Origin of the sequence: Rathayibacter sp. VKM Ac-2759 (assembly GCF_009834225.1) — a bacterium.
GTDB lineage: Bacteria > Actinomycetota > Actinomycetes > Actinomycetales > Microbacteriaceae > Rathayibacter.
Genome location: NZ_CP047176.1, coordinates 1,208,344 through 1,223,548, shown reverse-complemented (window position 1 = coordinate 1,223,548; position 15,205 = coordinate 1,208,344). Strand labels below are relative to the sequence as shown.

Here is a 15,205-nt window from a genome sequence, read left to right as displayed (position 1 = left end):
GGTCAGCGCCGGAACGCGCGCACGATCAGCAGGCCCGCCAGCACGATCGCCACCGCGGCCGCCGTCGCCGACGGCAGCGCCAGCAGGAGGAGCAGCGCCACCGCCGCCGCGGCGATCGCCGGCCAGCGCGCACCGGCGGCTCCCCGCTCGAGCCGGCGCACGATCGACGCGACCAGCGCCGCGCCGACGGCGAACGCGAGCAGTGCCTCCGCGTCGAGGATCACCACGGCGAGCACCGAGACGAGGCAGACGACGAGCTGCGCCGCCGACGGCGCCCCCGTCCGGCGGTTGCGGCGCGCGAGCGGCTCGGGGATCTCACCCTCGTCGGCGAGGCGGACCAGGGCGGAGGCGTCGCGCCCGGCCAGCACGACGAGCGCCAGCACGGAGGCGAGGACCGCTGCGATCGCGACCGGAACGGCGGCGGGGGTGCCCGTCACGGCGGCGCGGAGCGGGGTGGCGGCGGCCGCGAGCGCCTCCGGCCCGACGAGCAGCAGCAGCCCGGTGCCGACCAGGGCGGCGACGACTCCGGTGACGGCGAGGCGGACCAGGGAGCGGCGGGTCGACGTCGGCCCGCCCGAGGGCGGGGCGACGAGGAACAGCAGGTAGGCGGCGGCGGTGACGGACCCCTCCGGACCGCCGAGGATCAGGTCGGTCGAGGCGGGGGCAGGGGGCGAGAGCAGCACGACGACGACCGCCGCGGCGAGCAGCAGCCCGACGAGAGCGCCGAGCGTCACGGCGAGGCGCGGGCGGAGGACTCCGCCGCGGACCACGAAGAGCGTCACCGCGAGCAGGAGGAGGAACGCCACGGGCCGCGCGGTCGCGCCGAGCACCGACTCCGCGGCGGTCAGGGCGACGGCAGCGGAGGCGAGGGCCCGCCCGGCGAGTCCCAGCCACTCCCCCGTCGGCCCGTCCCGCACCTCGCGCCCCGCGTCGGCGACGATCCCGAGGGCGGCCGCCGCCACCGCGATCCCCAGCCCGAGGAGCAGCCACCACCCGGCCTCGAGCGCGGCCGGCGCCCACACCAGGAACAGCCCGGCGAGCCCCACCGCCCACACCGGCTCGCCGGACGCGCGCGCAGCACCCCCCGTCCGGGTCTCATCCGCTCCTACAGCCACTCGCACACTGTAGGTCCCCCGACCCTCGCCCTCGCCGACCGCAGCACCGAGTGAACCTCGCACCGTCGAGGCACCCGCCCTTCCGAGCGGGATCTCGATACGCCCTCTGCGAGGGCTACTCGATCAGCATGCAGGTCGAACTCCACGAGGACGGGGCCACCGCCGCGTGCCCGCTGGTCGAGTAGCCCGCAGGGCGTATCGAGACCCCACGGACCCCAGCAGGAGCGCTCTTCGGGCCACCTCTCCCGACGACGGTCGATCTCGATACGCCCGCTCCGCGGGCTACTCGATCAGCAGGCACGTCGAACTCCACGAGGACGGGGCCACCGCCGTGTGCCCGCTGGTCGAGTAGCCCGCAGGGCGTATCGAGACCTCACCGACCCCAGCACGAGCGCTCTTCGAGCCACCTCTCCAGACGACGGTCGATCTCGATACGCCCGCTCCGCGGGCTACTCGATCAGCATGCACGTCGAACTCCACGAGGACGGGGCCACCGCCGTGTGCCCGCTGGTCGAGTCGCCCGCAGGGCGCATCGAGACCCCACCGACCCCAGCACGAGCGCTCTTCGGCCCACCTCTCCAGACGACGGTCGATCTCGATACGCCCGCTCCGCGGGCTACTCGATCAGCATGCACGTCGAACTCCACGAGGACGGGGCCACCGCCGTGTGCCCGCTGGTCGAGTCGCCCGCAGGGCGCATCGAGACCCCACCGACCCCAGCACGAGCGCTCTTCGGCCCACCTCTCCAGACGACGGTCGATCTCGATACGCCCTCTGCGAGGGCTACTCGATCAGCATGCAGTAGCTCCCCGCTCGAAGGCGGCGGCAGCCCCACCACCACTCAGCGGCAGCCCTCCCCAGCAGCCAGCGGCAGCCTCACCAGCAGGCAGCGGCAGCCCCACCAGCACTCCTGAGCGCGCCTCGGGGCGGTCGCTCGCAAGGCGGACGAGGGCGCGATACCGGAGGTATCGCAACCGAGGACAACGCCGCGAGCGGCCGTCCCGAGGTGGGCTCAGGCGTCGCCGTCGAACATGGAGGTGACGGAGCCGTCATCGAAGACCTCGTGGATGGCCCGCGCGAGCAGCGGGGCGATCGGGAGGATCGTCAGGCGGTCCCAGCGCTTCTCCTCCGGGAGCGGGAGGGTGTCGGTGACGACGACCGAGTCGATGAACTCGGAGCTGAGGAGTTCGCAGGCGGGGTCGGAGAAGACCGCGTGGGTGGCGGCGACGACGACGCCGATGGCGCCGGCGTTCTTGAGCGCTTCGGCCGCCTTGGCGATGGTGCGGCCGGTGTCGATGAGGTCGTCGACGAGGAGGCAGACGCGGCCGGCGACCTCTCCGACGATCTCGTGGACGGAGACCTGGTTGGCGACCTTGGGGTCGCGGCGCTTGTGGATGATCGCGAGCGGCACGCCGAGCTTGTCGCTCCAGATGTCGGCGACGCGGACGCGGCCCATGTCGGGCGAGACGATGGTCAGGGTCGACGGGTCGAGCTTCTCACGGAAGTGCTCGAGGAGGACGGGCATCGCGAAGAGGTGGTCGACGGGGCCGTCGAAGAAGCCCTGGATCTGCGCGGCGTGCAGGTCGACCGACATGATGCGGTCGGCGCCGGCGGCCTTGAAGAGGTCGGCGACCAGGCGGGCCGAGATCGGCTCGCGGCCGCGGCCCTTCTTGTCCTGGCGGGCGTAGGGGTAGAACGGCGCGACCACGGTGATCCGCTTCGCCGAGGCGCGCTTGAGAGCGTCGACCATGATGAGCTGCTCCATGAGCCACTCGTTGATCGGCGAGGTGTGCGACTGCATCACGAAGACGTCGCCTCCGCGGACGCTGTCGCCGTAGCGGACGTACAGCTCGCCGTTGGCGAAGGTGCGTCCCTCGGTGTTGACGAGCTCGGTGCCGAGTTCGGCGGCGACCGCCTCCGCCAGTGCCGGATGCGCCCTCCCCGAGACGAGGACCAGGCTCTTCTTGTTGCTGGCGGTGATGCCCGTCACTGTGCTCCGCTTCCTCCGGTGGCCGGCTCGGTGCCCGTGGGTTCCGATGCAAGGGCTGCCTCGGCGGCGGTGGCCGACGCGGTGCCCTGACGGTGGGTCTGCACCCATCCGGCCATGTTGCGCTGCGGAGCGACGGTGATCCCGAGGGCTCCGGCGGGGACGTCCTTGCGGATGACCGTGCCGGCGCCCGTGTACGCTCCGTCCCCGATTCTAACGGGGGCGACGAAGACGTTGTGCGACCCGGCCCGCACATGGGACCCCACGATCGAGGCGGCCTTGGTGACGCCGTCGTAGTTGGCGAAGATCGAGCCGGCGCCGATGTTCGACTCCTCGCCGATCGTCGCGTCGCCGACGTACGACAGGTGCGGCACCTTGGAGCCGGCGCCGATGGTCGCGTTCTTGGTCTCGACGTAGGTGCCGATCTTGCCGCGCTCGCCGAGCACGGTGCCGGGGCGGAGGTAGGAGAAGGGTCCGACCTGCGCGCGGGCGCCGATGACGGCGAGGGTCGCGTCCGAGCGCTTGACGACGGCGTCCTCGCCGATCTCGCACGCGTCGAGGGTCGTGTCGGGGCCGATGACCGCGCCGGAGGCGATCACGGTCGGTCCCTTGATCTGGGTGCCCGGGAGGATCTCGACGTCGGGCGCGAGGACGGCGTCCACGTCGATCCAGGTGGTCGCCGGATCCTGGATCGTGACGCCCTCGAGCTGCCAGCGCCGCACGATGCGGGCGTTGAGCTCGAGCGCCGCGTCGGCGAGCTGCGCGCGGTCGTTGATGCCGGCGACGAGCCAGCGGTCCTGCACGGGGACCGCCTCGATCGCACGGCCGGCGGCCTTGAGGGCGGCGGCCGCATCGGTCAGGTACTTCTCGCGCTGGGCGTTGTCGGTGCCGATCGCGCCGATCACCGAGCGGAGGGCGGCGGCGTCGAACGCGTAGACGCCGGCGTTGGTCTCGGTGAGGGCGAGCTCGGCGTCGCTCGCGTCCTTCTGCTCGACGATGGAGGCGAAGCCGCCGTCGCCGCCGCGGACGATGCGGCCGAAGCCGGTCGGGTCCTCGAGCACGCACGACAGCATCGTGAGCGCGTTCGCGGCGGCGAGGTGCTCGTCCACGAGGCGCCGGAGGGTCGGCGCGTCCAGGAGCGGCACGTCGGCGCTGAGCACCACGACGGTGCCGACGAAGTCGTCCGGGAGGGCGGCGAGGCCGAGCTCGACGGCGCGGCCGGTGCCGGGCACCTCGTCCTGGTCGACCACGAGGGCCGCCGGGCTGTGCTCGAGGACCGCCTCCGCGACCCGCTCCCGCTCGTGGCGGACCACGGTGACGACGTGCGCGGCGTCGAGGGACGACGCCGTGTCGAGGACGTGCCCGAGCAGCGGCCGGCCGGCCAGCCGGTGCAGGACCTTCGGGGTGCGGGACTTCATCCGGGTGCCCTGACCGGCGGCCAGGATCACCACCGCGAGTGTGCTGTCGACCATGTCTCGTCCTCCTCCGAGGCCCGCCGCGTGGGTGGCCCCTGCTCCGCCACCAGGATTCGAACCTGGACCGGACAGCTCCAAAGGCTGCCGTGCTGCCGTTACACCATGGCGGACCGCGCTCGTGCGCGCCGTCCATCCTGCCATCCGACCGCGCCCCGCTCCGCACTCTGCCGCCTCCCGGCCCGCCACCCGTCAGAATGGACGGGTGAGTGCGAATGACGAGGTCGACGGGATCGTCGACGCCTGGGTGCGCGAGCGTCCCGACCTCGACTTCACCCCCCTGCAGGTCTTCTCGCGCATGCGCAGGCTCGCCAAGCAGCTCGAGCGCGCCCGGGGCAGCGCGTTCGGCCGGTCGGAGCTCGAGACGTGGGAGTTCGACGTGCTCTCGGCGCTGCGCCGGGCGGGTGCGCCCTACCGGCTCAGCCCGAAGCAGCTGCTTCAGGCGACCATGGTCACCAGCGGCACCATGACCAACCGCATCGACCGCCTGGTCGAGCGCGACCTCGTCGAGCGCCTCGACGATCCGAACGACGGCCGCGGCGTGCTCGTGCAGATGACGCCGTCCGGTCTCGCGCGTGTGGACGCGGCCATCACCCGGCTGGTCGATGCGGAGCAGGAGCTGCTCGGCGCGCTCACGCACGCGCAGCAGGAGCGTCTCGCGCAGCTGCTCCGCAAGCTCTCCCTCGACTTCGGCTGAGCGCGGCACACGACATCAGCTGAGAGGGGGGTCCCTCCTCTGTCGGACGAGGGACCTCTCTCTCAGCTGATGTTGCGCGGGCCTCAGGCCTCGAGCTGCTCCGAGAGCTCAAGCCAGCGCAGCTCGAGCTCGGCGGTCTCGTCCTCGTAGGAGCGGAGCGTCGCGTTCAGCGCGAGGATGCCGTCGTAGTCGTCCTGGTCGTGCGTCGCCATCTTCTCGTGCACCTGGGCCGTCAGCTGCGTGAGCTTCGAGAGGCGGCGGTCGATCGCCGACACCTCCTTGGTCGCGGTGCGGCGCTCGGCCCCCGCGAGACCCGGAGCGGCGGCGGGTGCGCCTCCCGAGGACGCCGCCGGCGCCCCCTTCTCGAGCGCGCGGCGCAGCTCGAGGTACTGCTCGACTCCGCCCGGCAGATGCCGGAACGCGCCGTCCATCACCGCGTACTGCTGGTCGGTGACGCGCTCGAGCAGGTACCGGTCGTGCGAGACGACGAGCAGCGTGCCGGGCCAGGAGTCGAGGAGGTCCTCGATCGCGGCCAGCATGTCGGTGTCGAGGTCGTTGGTCGGCTCGTCGAGGATCAGCACGTTCGGCTCGCTGAGCAGGATGAGCAGCAGCTGGAGGCGTCGGCGCTGCCCGCCCGAGAGGTCCTTGACCGGCGTCGAGAGCTGGGCGCTGGAGAAGCCGAGGCGCTCGAGGAGCTGGCCCGGCGTCATCTCCTTGCCGCCGATCGAGTAGCTGGTGCGCTGCTCGGCGATGATCTCGCGGACCGGCTGGTGCTGCACCTCGGTGAGCTCGCGCAGCTGCTGGTCGAGGATCGCGACCCTGACCGTCGTGCCGCGCTTGACCTTGCCGCCCGTCGGCTCGACGGTGCCCGCCACCAGCCCGAGGAGCGTCGACTTGCCGGCGCCGTTCACGCCGAGGATGCCGGTGCGCTCGCCCGGGGCGATCCGCCACTCGATGCGGTTCAGCACGGTCCGCTCGCCGTAGCGGACGGTGACGTCGAGGAGGTCCACGACGTCCTTGCCCAGGCGCGAGACGGCGAGCTGCGAGAGCGAGACCGAGTCGCGCACCGGAGGCTCATCCTCGATCAGCTGGTTCGCCGCGTCGATGCGGAACTTGGGCTTCGCGGTGCGGGCGGGAGCGCCCCGACGGAGCCACGCGAGCTCCTTCTTCATCAGGTTCTGGCGCTTGGCCTCCATCGTGGACGCCATCCGGTCGCGCTCGACGCGCTGCAGGATGTAGGCCGCGTAGCCGCCCTCGAAGGGCTCGACGATGCGGTCGTGCACCTCCCAGGTCGCGGTGCAGATCTCGTCGAGGAACCACCGGTCGTGGGTGACGACCGCGAGCCCGCCGGACGAGGCGGCCCAGCGGCGCTTCAGGTGCTCGGCGAGCCAGGCGATGCCCTCGACGTCGAGGTGGTTCGTGGGCTCGTCGAGGAACACGACGTCCCAGTCGCCGACGAGCAGCTTCGCCAGCGCGACCCGGCGGCGCTGGCCTCCGGAGAGGGATCCGACGATGCCGTCCCACGGCACGTCGCGCAGCAGTCCGGCGATCACGTCGCGGGTGCGCGCGTCTCCGGCCCACTCGTGCTCCTCGAGTCCGCCGACCACCGCCTGCGCGACGGTCAGCTCCTCGTCGACGGTGTCGGCCTGGTCGAGCATGCCGAGGGTCACGCCGCGGCGGTGCGTGACGCGGCCGCTGTCGGGGTCGATGCGCTGCGCGAGGAGGCGGAGCAGCGTCGACTTGCCGTCGCCGTTGCGTCCGACGATCCCGATCCGGTCGCCCTCCTCGATGCCCAGGGAGACGTCGTCGAAGATGACCCGCGTGGGGTACTCGAGTCGGAGCGCCTCGGCGCCCAGCAGATGTGCCATAGGGATCCAGCCTAGGCGCTCGCGTCGCGGCGGCGGTCGCGGCGCCCGGGCTCGCCCCGCCGAGTGTCCAGGAGTTGTCGCACTCGACGCCCCAGTGCGACAACTCCTGGAGTCTCGACCCGGTCCACCACTGCGGGTGCGCGGCGAGTGTTCAGGAGTTGTCGCACTCGGCGCCCCGGTGCGACAACTCCTGGAGTCTCGGTGCGGGCCGCCGGGACGAGCGCGGGAGAGGTCGCTCAGGCCACGGTGACCGTGCGGAGGTGGTGGCCGGAGGCGCCGTCGGGTGCCGGGGGCGCCTCCTCCGAGGTCTGCACGAGACCCTCGGAGTCGGTGGCGCGCACGACGAGGACGTGGTCGCCCGCGATCGCCTCCCACTCGTAGACCCACTGGATCCAGGTGTCGGCGGTGACCGCCTCGGCGAGCCGAGCGGGCTGCCAGGCGCCGCCGTCGACCTGCACCTCGACGGCCGCGATGCCCGTGTGCGGCGCCCAGGCGACTCCGGCGACCGCGACCGTGCCCGCGGCGATCGCCTGGCCCTGCCGCGGCACGTCGATCCGCGACTCGATCTTGATCGGCCCGCGCTCGGTCCAGCCGCGCGTCGACCAGTAGGCGACGTCGTCGGCGAAGGTCGTCACCTTCAGCTCGGTGACCCACTTGGTCGCCGACACGTAGCCGTAGAGCCCGGGAACGACCAGGCGCGCGGGGAATCCGTGCTCGACGGGCAGCGGCTCGCCGTTCATCCCGACGGCGACGATGCTCGGCCGGCCCTCGTCCTGCAGGACCTCGAGCGGGCTCGACGCCGTGAAGCCGTCGACGCTGCGTGAGAGCACCATGTCGGCCCCCGCGAGCGGCCGGGCCCGGGCGAGGAGATCGCGGATCGGGTAGCCGAGCCAGAGCGCGGTGCCGATCAGATCGCCGCCGACCTCGTTCGAGACGCACGAGAGCGTCACGAGGTGCTCCTCGAGCGGGAGCGCGAGCAGCTCGTCCCAGGTGATCGTCACCTCCTCCTCGACCATGCCCGTGATGCGGAGCGACCAGTCGGCCGGATCGACGGACGGCACCGACAGTGCGGTGTCGATCCGGTAGAAGTCGGCGTTCGAGGTGCGGAACGGCGTGATGCCCTCGATGTCGTCGAGGACCGCGGAGGCGGGGACAGGGGGCGCGGTGCTCGCCGGGGCCGGCAGCTTCACGGCCTCGCGGACGGCGGTGACGGCGGCGGAGGCGGCGGTCACCACGCGGGCGCCCACGCCGACCACGACGGCCGCAGCCCCGGCGATCCCGACGAGGCGGAGGAACGAGCGGCGGTCGGTCGCCCCGCGCGCGGGCTCCTCCTCCCAGCCGCGGAGGCGCGCGGCTGCGGCGCGCAGGAGGGCCGCGCCCGCGACCATCCCGACGACGCTCGGCGCGGCGGCGAGGCCGGGCGCACCCTCGCGGGTGACGGCGGCCAGGGCACCGAGGCCCGCGACGACCGCGAGCACGAGCACTCCGAGCGGAGGCCTGCGGAACTCGAGCAGTCCGGCGGCGACCGCGAGGAGGGCGACGCCGAAGCCGACCGAGACGAGGAGCACGACCTTGTCGCCCGTGCCGAACAGAGAGATGACGGCGTCCTTCACCCCGGGCGGGACGATGTCGATGACGAAGCCGCCGACGGCCACGAGCGGGCTGCCTCCCGCGCCGGTGAACACGGCGACGAGCTCGGCGCTCGCGAGGGCGACTGCGGCGGCGACGATCCCGGACAGGATCGCGAGGAGTGCGGCTCGTCTGGGGGGCATGAGCGGCACTCTAGGCCACGAGTCCGGGCCTTGACTGCGGGGCGGCGGATCGTGCCGGCGGCTCGCCTAGCCGGAGATGATGCGGGCGCCGTGCACGGGACCCGTCACCCGGACGGAGCGCAGGCGCGCGCCGCTCAGCTCGCGGTGCAGATCCTCGGCGGCGTCGGCGTCCGCGGCGAGGAACGCCACCGTCGGCCCGGATCCGGAGACGAGCCCGCCGAGCGCGCCGCGCCCCTCCCCCAGCTCGAGGATCCGCGCGAGACCCGGCTGCAGGTGCAGAGCCGGCGCCTGCAGGTCGTTGTGCATCGCGTCGGCCAGCATCGCCGCGTCGCCCGCTCGCAGCGCCTGCAGCACGTTGGGGTCGATGCTCGGGGTCGCCGAGATCGGGCGGAAGTCGTGCAGGTGTCGCTCGCGGTGCCGATCGAGCTCGCGGTACACCTCGGGAGTCGACAGGCCCTCCTCCGAGAGCACCAGCACCCATTCGAAGCGGCCCTTGGCGAGCGCGGGGCTCAGCTCGTCGCCGCGGCCGACGCCGATCGCGGTGCCTCCGGTGAACGAGAACGGCACGTCGGCGCCGAGGCTCGACGCGATGCCGAGCAGCTGCTCGCGGGTGCACGCGGTGCCCCAGAGCGCATCGCACGCGAGGAGGGTCGCGGCGGCGTCGGCGGAACCGCCTCCCATGCCCCCGGCGATCGGCACGTTCTTCTCGATCTCGAGGTGCACTCCGCCGCGGTAGCCGGTCGCGCGGGCGAGGGCCCTGGCCGCCTTGATGGCGAGATTGGAGCCGTCGGTGACGAGATCCGCCGTGTCGATGGAGCCCGAGAACTCGACCGAGAAGTCGGGGGCCTCGCTGGCGAAGACGTCCTCGTAGAGCGACAGCGACTGGAACGCGGTCGCGAGCTCGTGGTACCCGTCGTCGCGGACGGCGCCCACCTTGAGGAAGACGTTGATCTTGCCGGGCGCCCGCGCGTGGACCCGGGTCGACGTCGCGCGAGGGGCCATGCCCCCACGCTACAGGGTGGCGGAGCGGGTCTCGTCCCGGCCCGGGAGGGCCTCGTCGCCGTCGTCCGAGTCGCTGTCGGCGGGCGCGGAGGAGCCCCGCACCGGCACCCGCGACGGGTCGAGCGAGCGCCCGAGCGCGGTGAACTCCTCGACTCCGAGCTCCTCGCCGCGAGCGGTCTGCGGCACGCCCGAGGCCTCGAGCGCGGCGATCGCGGCGGCACTGTCGCCGAAGAGGCCCGAGAGCGACTGTCGGAGCATCTTCCTCCGCTGGGCGAAGGCCGCGTCGACCACCGCGAACACGGCACGGCGCAGGGTCTCGTCGCCCGGCTCCTCCCCGCGCTCGAACGCGACGAGCACGCTGTCGACGTTGGGGACGGGCCAGAAGACCTGCCGCGAGACGGTGCCGCCGGTGGTGAACGAGCCGAACCACGCCGCCTTCACGCTCGGTCCGCCGTAGACCTTCGAGCCGGGCGCGGCGGCGAGGCGGTGACCCACCTCGGCCTGCACCATCACGACGCCCGAGCGGATGCTCGCGAAGTGCTCGAGGAAGTGCAGGAGGACCGGCACCGAGATGTTGTACGGGAGGTTCGCGACCAGCCGTGCGGGTTCTCCCGGCAGCTCGAGCACGCGCATCGCGTCGGCGTGCAGCACCTCGAGCTCGACGCCCGGGGCCATCAGCTCGACCGTCCGGGGCAGCTGCTCGGCGAGGCGGCCGTCGATCTCGACGGCGACCACACCGGCACCGGCCTCCAGCAGACCGAGGGTCAGCGAGCCGAGACCGGGACCGATCTCGACCACCGTCTCGCCGGCCTGCACGCCGGCCAGCTTGACGATGCGGCGCACGGTGTTGGCGTCGTGGACGAAGTTCTGCCCGAGCTTCTTGGTCGGCGTGACGTCGAGGATCTGCGCGAGGTCGCGGATCTCGGCCGGGCCGAGCAGCCGCGGGATCGCGACGGGCGCCGGCTCGGCCGCGTGGCGCCCGCTCATGCGAGCGGACCGACCGGCTCCGTCGGCTCCGAGCCGACCTCGCCGCCCCACTCGCCGTAGACCTGCTCGGTGTTGGAGGCGATCGTCGCGGCCAGGTGGCCGACATCGGTCTCGAGGCAGGCCGCCATCGCCCGCACGGTGTGCGGGAGGAGGTACGGCGCGTTGGGCCGGCCGCGGAACGGGCTCGGGGTGAGGAACGGCGCGTCGGTCTCGACGAGGATCAGGTGCCGCGGAGTGGCGGCGAGCGCCTCGCGCAGCGGCTCCGCGTTCTTGAACGTCACGTTGCCGGCGAAGGAGAGGTACCAGCCCTCCTCGGCGCACATCCGCGCCATCTCGGCGTCGCCCGAGAAGCAGTGGAAGACGGTGCGCTCGGGGGCGCCGACGCGGCGGAGCGTGTCCATGACCTCGCGATGCGCGTCGCGGTCGTGGATCTGCAGCGCCGTCCCGGTCTCCTTCGCGATGCGGATGTGCTCCTCGAACGAGCGGTACTGGGCGGCCCGGCCGCTCTCGCCCGTGCGGAAGAAGTCGAGCCCGGTCTCGCCGACGGCGCGCACGCGGGGCTGCGTCGCCAGCTCGGCGATCACCGCGAGCGCGTCGTCGAGCTCGCCGCGGGCGTCGAGCTCGGGCGCCTCGTTGGGGTGGATGGCGACGGCGGCGAGCATGCGCGGCTCGGAGGCGGCCATCTCGGCCGACCAGCGGCTCGTCTCGACGTCGGTGCCGACCTGGACGACTCCGCGCACCCCGACGGTGGAGGCGCGGTCGAGCTGCTCGCGGTAGTCGAGAGGCTCGAGGCCGTCCGCGATCTCGAGGTGGGTGTGGTTGTCGTAGACGGGGACCACGAGCGCTTCGGGCAGCGGCGGGTACGTCAGGTCGCGACCGGAGGTGTTCTCGCGGGCGCGGACGTGCTGGCTGTCGGTCATGCGCTCCAGGCTAGCGGGAGCGCCCGACAGGCCGCCGGGGCTGGACTCCCGGCGATCAGGCGACCGGGGCCTCGATGCGGGGGAAGAGGGGGGCGAGGGTGCCGACCGTCGTCCCGACGGGGAGGCGGCCCCACTCCCCCGCCTCGCGGAGGCGCTGCGCGGTGAGGGAGCCGAGCGACTCCTCGACGCCGAGCGCCTCCCAGAGCAGGGTGGTCGCGCGGGGCACGACCGGCGAGAGCAGCACGGCGAGGGCGCGCAGGCCCTCGGACGCCGTGTAGAGCACGGTGCCGAGGCGCTCGCGGTCGCCCGCCTTCGCCAGGGCCCACGGCTCCTGCTCGGTGATGTAGCCGTTGAGCTCGTCGACGATCGTCCAGACCGCCGTGATGGCGTCGTGGATCGCGAGGGCGTCTATGGAGCGGTCGGCCGCGGCCGCCGCCTCCGCGACGGTGCGCCGGACGCGCTCCTCGGCCTCGCTCGGCGCACCCGGCTCGGGCACGTCGCCCTCGTAGTAGCGGTGCAGCATCGCGATCACGCGGGAGGCGAGGTTGCCGAATCCGTTCGCCAGCTCGGCCTGGTAGCGGGCCGACAGGTCCTCCCACGAGAACGAGCCGTCCTGGCCGAAGGTGATCGCGCGCATGAAGTAGTAGCGGAACGCGTCCGAGCCGAAGGTGTCGGTGATCTGCTCGGGCGCGATGCCGGTCAGCTTCGACTTCGACATCTTCTCGCCGCCGACGAGCAGCCAGCCGTGGCCGAACACCTGCCGGGGCACCTCGAGCCCGGCGGCCATCAGCATGGCGGGCCAGATCACCGCGTGGAAGCGGAGGATGTCCTTGCCCACGATGTGCGTGGCGGGCCAGCGGCGCTCGAACTCCGCCTCGTCCTGTCCGTAACCGACCGCCGTGATGTAGTTGAGCAGCGCGTCGAACCAGACGTAGACGACGTGCGAGTCGTCCCACGGCACCTTCACGCCCCAGTCGAAGCTCGAGCGCGAGATGGACAGGTCGGCGAGCCCCTGCCGCACGAAGCTGACGACCTCGTTGCGCGCGGACTCGGGCTGGATGAAGTCGGGGCGCTCCTCGTACAGGGCGAGCAGGCGCTCGGTGTACTCGCTCATGGTGAAGAAGTAGTTCTTCTCCTTCAGCAGCTCGACCGGCTTCGAGTGGATCTTGCAGACGTACTGCCCGGTGTAGTCGCCTGTCCCCTCCTCGAGGTCCGAGAGCTGCTTGTACTCCTCGCAGCCGACGCAGTAGTAGCCCTCGTACTCGCCGGTGTAGATCGCGCCGGCGTCGTAGAGCTTCTGGAGGAAGCGCTGCACGTTGACCTCGTGCCGCTCGTCGGTGGTGCGGATGAAGTCGTCATTGGCGATGTCGATGGTCTCGAGCAGCGGCTGCCAGGCGGTGCGCACGAGGCGGTCGGCCCACTCCTTCGGGGTGGTGCCGTTCGCGGTCGCCGTGCGGAGGATCTTCTGCCCGTGCTCGTCGGTCCCGGTCAGCAGCCAGGTGTCGTCGCCGGCCTGGCGGTGCCAGCGCGTCAGCACGTCGGCCGCGACCTCGGTGTACGCGTGCCCGATGTGGGGGACGTCGTTCACGTAGAAGATCGGGGTCGTGAGGTAGAAGGAGGCGCCGTCGGACATGGCGACCATCCTATTCTTCGCGCGGTGCGCCTCCTCCCGTGTGACGGACCGGTCGCAGGCGGCCGACCTCGCCGGCGGGAGACGAGTCCGCCGCCGGCGCCGTCCCTCCTACATGCCGTCGGCGAGCATCGCCTCGACGACCTCGACGTGGCGGGTGAAGGCCGCGTCCGAGAACTCGTTGGAGTAGTTCAGGCCGTAGGGCCAGATGTGCGAGCCGCCGCAGTTGAGCTGGGCGCCGCCGCCGTCGAAGGAGCGCACGACCGCGGTCGCCTGGGCACCGTCCCACACACCGTTGACGCAGTGCTCGTACCAGCCGCCGTTCTGGCCGACGCCGATGGTGTGCGAGATCTCGTGCAGGGCCGTGCCCTCGACCATGTAGCTGCGGTTCTCGCCGAAGCGGAGGGTCCCGTTGTTGCTCGCCTCGGCGGTGGGCACGCCCGGCGTGTAGTAGACGTCGATCTGCTTGGTGATGTCGGAGCCGGCGTTGTAGCGGCCGACGGCCGCGTCCATCGCCGCGGTGATGCGGCTGTAGGCGTCCTGCTCGTCGGCGGTGGGCGTCGCCGAGCGGTGCAGCGTGTAGGTGATCTCGCCCTGCGCGGCGCTCGCGGGAGCAGCAGCGCCGAGAGCGGCGATCGAGAGGCCCAGGGCGGCGGCGCAGGCGAGGGCGATCGAGCGAAGGGAGTGACGGTTGCGTCTTTGCATGGTTTTCTCCGGTTTCGTTGCGATGTTAACGTCAACATCGACGCCAACGGGTCGACCATAGGACGCCTATGGAGGCGAGGTCCAGCGCTCTGAGGGTTTCTTCAGGAGAGCGCGGACAGCCCTCGCCGAGCGGCCGGGGGCGCTCTCAGCCCCGCCGCGAGGCGAGAGCCGCCTCGTAGAGCGCGCGGCGCGAGAGGCCGGTGTGCTCGGCGACCTCGGCCGACGCCTCCTTGAGCCGGGCGCCGGCCGCGACCCTCTCGAGGACCGCGAGCAGCGCGTCCTCGAGGGACGCCTCGCGCACCGGCGCACCCTCGACGACGAGGCAGATCTCGCCCCGGAGTCCGCCGGACGCCCACTCGGCGAGCTCGGCGGCCGGGCCGCGGCGCACCTCCTCGAACATCTTCGTCAGCTCACGGCAGACGACCACCCGGCGCTCCGGGCCCATCACCTCGACGAGATCGGCGAGGGCGTCGCCGATCCGATGCGGCGACTCGAAGAAGACCATGGTGCGGCGCTCGTCGACGAGCGCCCGGAAGGTCGACACGCGCTCGCCGTGCTTGCGGGGCAGGAAGCCCTCGAAGCTGAAGCGGTCCGTCGGCAGGCCCGAGACGGCGAGCGCCATCAGCACCGCCGACGGGCCGGGCAGCGCGGTGACGGCGACCCCGGCGGCGACGGCCGTCTCGACGAGGTGGTAGCCGGGGTCCGAGACCGTGGGCATCCCGGCGTCGCTGAGGACGAGGAGGTCCTCGCTCCGGGCCAGCTCGACCAGCTCGGCGGAGCGCTCGCGCTCGTTGTGGTCGTGCAGGGCGTAGAGGGTCGGGCGGTTCTCGATGCCGAGGGCGCGCAGCAGCTGGATCGTCACGCGGGTGTCCTCGGCCGCGATGTGCTGCGTGGTCGAGAGCGCCTCCACCAGCCGCCTCGAGGCGTCGCCGAGGTTTCCGATGGGCGTGCCGGCGAGGATGATCATGCGGCCATCCTCCCAGCCGCGGGCGGGCCGGCGCGGTCGGCGCGTTCACCTCCGGTCCAGGCGCGGGGGCGACTCTGGAGGCT

The 15,205-nt window shown here is 72.5% G+C and carries 12 protein-coding genes and 1 tRNA gene; 1 reads left to right on the top strand and 12 read right to left on the bottom strand.

The window, feature by feature from the left end; translation table 11 throughout:
• Nucleotides 1–2 precede the first annotated feature (2 nt).
• From GSU68_RS05535 to GSU68_RS05520, 4 genes are all read right to left on the bottom strand, one after another.
• The gene (locus GSU68_RS05535) at nucleotides 3–1,115 is read right to left on the bottom strand and encodes a hypothetical protein (RefSeq protein ID WP_159906215.1); all 1,113 of its coding nucleotides are present in this window, start codon (nucleotides 1,113–1,115) and stop codon (nucleotides 3–5) included.
• 1,012 nt (nucleotides 1,116–2,127) lie between these two features.
• Nucleotides 2,128–3,105 (bottom strand): ribose-phosphate diphosphokinase, encoded by a 978-nt coding sequence (locus tag GSU68_RS05530; protein ID WP_159906213.1) that lies wholly within the window; start codon nucleotides 3,103–3,105, stop codon nucleotides 2,128–2,130.
• Nucleotides 3,102–4,574 carry a bifunctional UDP-N-acetylglucosamine diphosphorylase/glucosamine-1-phosphate N-acetyltransferase GlmU gene (gene glmU, locus GSU68_RS05525; protein WP_159906211.1) on the bottom strand — a complete coding sequence of 491 codons (1,473 nt, stop codon included), beginning with the start codon at nucleotides 4,572–4,574 and terminating at the stop codon, nucleotides 3,102–3,104. Before glmU ends, GSU68_RS05530 begins: the two co-directional genes overlap by 4 nt.
• A 41-nt stretch (nucleotides 4,575–4,615) precedes the next feature.
• Nucleotides 4,616–4,687: transfer RNA gene (locus GSU68_RS05520), tRNA-Gln, on the bottom strand.
• Between the two features lie 92 nt (nucleotides 4,688–4,779).
• Here GSU68_RS05520 and GSU68_RS05515 point away from each other — a divergent pair.
• The gene (locus tag GSU68_RS05515; protein ID WP_094742810.1) at nucleotides 4,780–5,271 is read left to right on the top strand and encodes a MarR family transcriptional regulator; all 492 of its coding nucleotides are present in this window, start codon (nucleotides 4,780–4,782) and stop codon (nucleotides 5,269–5,271) included.
• Between the two features lie 83 nt (nucleotides 5,272–5,354).
• On the opposite strand, the gene GSU68_RS05510 is transcribed toward GSU68_RS05515, so the two are convergent.
• The 8 genes from GSU68_RS05510 to rsmI form a co-directional block, all read right to left on the bottom strand.
• Entirely contained in the window at nucleotides 5,355–7,139 is a 1,785-nt protein-coding gene (locus tag GSU68_RS05510) for an ABC-F family ATP-binding cassette domain-containing protein (RefSeq protein ID WP_159906209.1), read from the bottom strand.
• Between the two features lie 236 nt (nucleotides 7,140–7,375).
• A complete protein-coding gene (locus GSU68_RS05505) occupies nucleotides 7,376–8,911 on the bottom strand; it encodes a molybdopterin-dependent oxidoreductase (protein WP_159906207.1) in 1,536 nt (511 codons plus the stop codon).
• Between the two features lie 66 nt (nucleotides 8,912–8,977).
• Nucleotides 8,978–9,913, bottom strand: a complete 936-nt coding sequence (locus tag GSU68_RS05500) for a 4-(cytidine 5'-diphospho)-2-C-methyl-D-erythritol kinase (RefSeq protein WP_159906205.1) — start codon at nucleotides 9,911–9,913, stop codon at nucleotides 8,978–8,980.
• A gap of 9 nt (nucleotides 9,914–9,922) precedes the next feature.
• Entirely contained in the window at nucleotides 9,923–10,900 is a 978-nt protein-coding gene (gene rsmA / locus GSU68_RS05495; RefSeq protein ID WP_208544652.1) for a 16S rRNA (adenine(1518)-N(6)/adenine(1519)-N(6))-dimethyltransferase RsmA, read from the bottom strand.
• A complete protein-coding gene (locus GSU68_RS05490) occupies nucleotides 10,897–11,820 on the bottom strand; it encodes a TatD family hydrolase (protein ID WP_159906203.1) in 924 nt (307 codons plus the stop codon). Before GSU68_RS05490 ends, rsmA begins: the two co-directional genes overlap by 4 nt.
• Nucleotides 11,821–11,875: 55 nt before the next feature.
• Entirely contained in the window at nucleotides 11,876–13,453 is a 1,578-nt protein-coding gene (gene metG, locus GSU68_RS05485; RefSeq protein ID WP_159906201.1) for a methionine--tRNA ligase, read from the bottom strand.
• A gap of 108 nt (nucleotides 13,454–13,561) precedes the next feature.
• Entirely contained in the window at nucleotides 13,562–14,155 is a 594-nt protein-coding gene (locus GSU68_RS05480; RefSeq protein WP_159906199.1) for a hypothetical protein, read from the bottom strand.
• 145 nt (nucleotides 14,156–14,300) lie between these two features.
• Nucleotides 14,301–15,122: a 16S rRNA (cytidine(1402)-2'-O)-methyltransferase gene (rsmI, locus tag GSU68_RS05475; protein ID WP_159906197.1), complete on the bottom strand. Its 822-nt coding sequence runs from the start codon at nucleotides 15,120–15,122 to the stop codon at nucleotides 14,301–14,303.
• Nucleotides 15,123–15,205: the final 83 nt, after the last annotated feature.

Excerpts from the sequence above, each read along its gene's own strand:
- glmU (WP_159906211.1), bottom strand. The coding sequence starts at position 4,574 with ATGGTCGACAGCACACTCGCGGTGGTGATCCTGGCCGCCGGTCAGGGC.
- GSU68_RS05510 (WP_159906209.1), bottom strand. The coding sequence starts at position 7,139 with ATGGCACATCTGCTGGGCGCCGAGGCGCTCCGACTCGAGTACCCCACG.
- GSU68_RS05505 (WP_159906207.1), bottom strand. The coding sequence starts at position 8,911 with ATGCCCCCCAGACGAGCCGCACTCCTCGCGATCCTGTCCGGGATCGTC.
- GSU68_RS05500 (WP_159906205.1), bottom strand. The coding sequence starts at position 9,913 with ATGGCCCCTCGCGCGACGTCGACCCGGGTCCACGCGCGGGCGCCCGGC.
- rsmA (WP_208544652.1), bottom strand. The coding sequence starts at position 10,900 with ATGAGCGGGCGCCACGCGGCCGAGCCGGCGCCCGTCGCGATCCCGCGG.
- GSU68_RS05490 (WP_159906203.1), bottom strand. The coding sequence starts at position 11,820 with ATGACCGACAGCCAGCACGTCCGCGCCCGCGAGAACACCTCCGGTCGC.
- metG (WP_159906201.1), bottom strand. The coding sequence starts at position 13,453 with ATGTCCGACGGCGCCTCCTTCTACCTCACGACCCCGATCTTCTACGTG.
- GSU68_RS05480 (WP_159906199.1), bottom strand. The coding sequence starts at position 14,155 with ATGCAAAGACGCAACCGTCACTCCCTTCGCTCGATCGCCCTCGCCTGC.
- rsmI (WP_159906197.1), bottom strand. The coding sequence starts at position 15,122 with ATGATCATCCTCGCCGGCACGCCCATCGGAAACCTCGGCGACGCCTCG.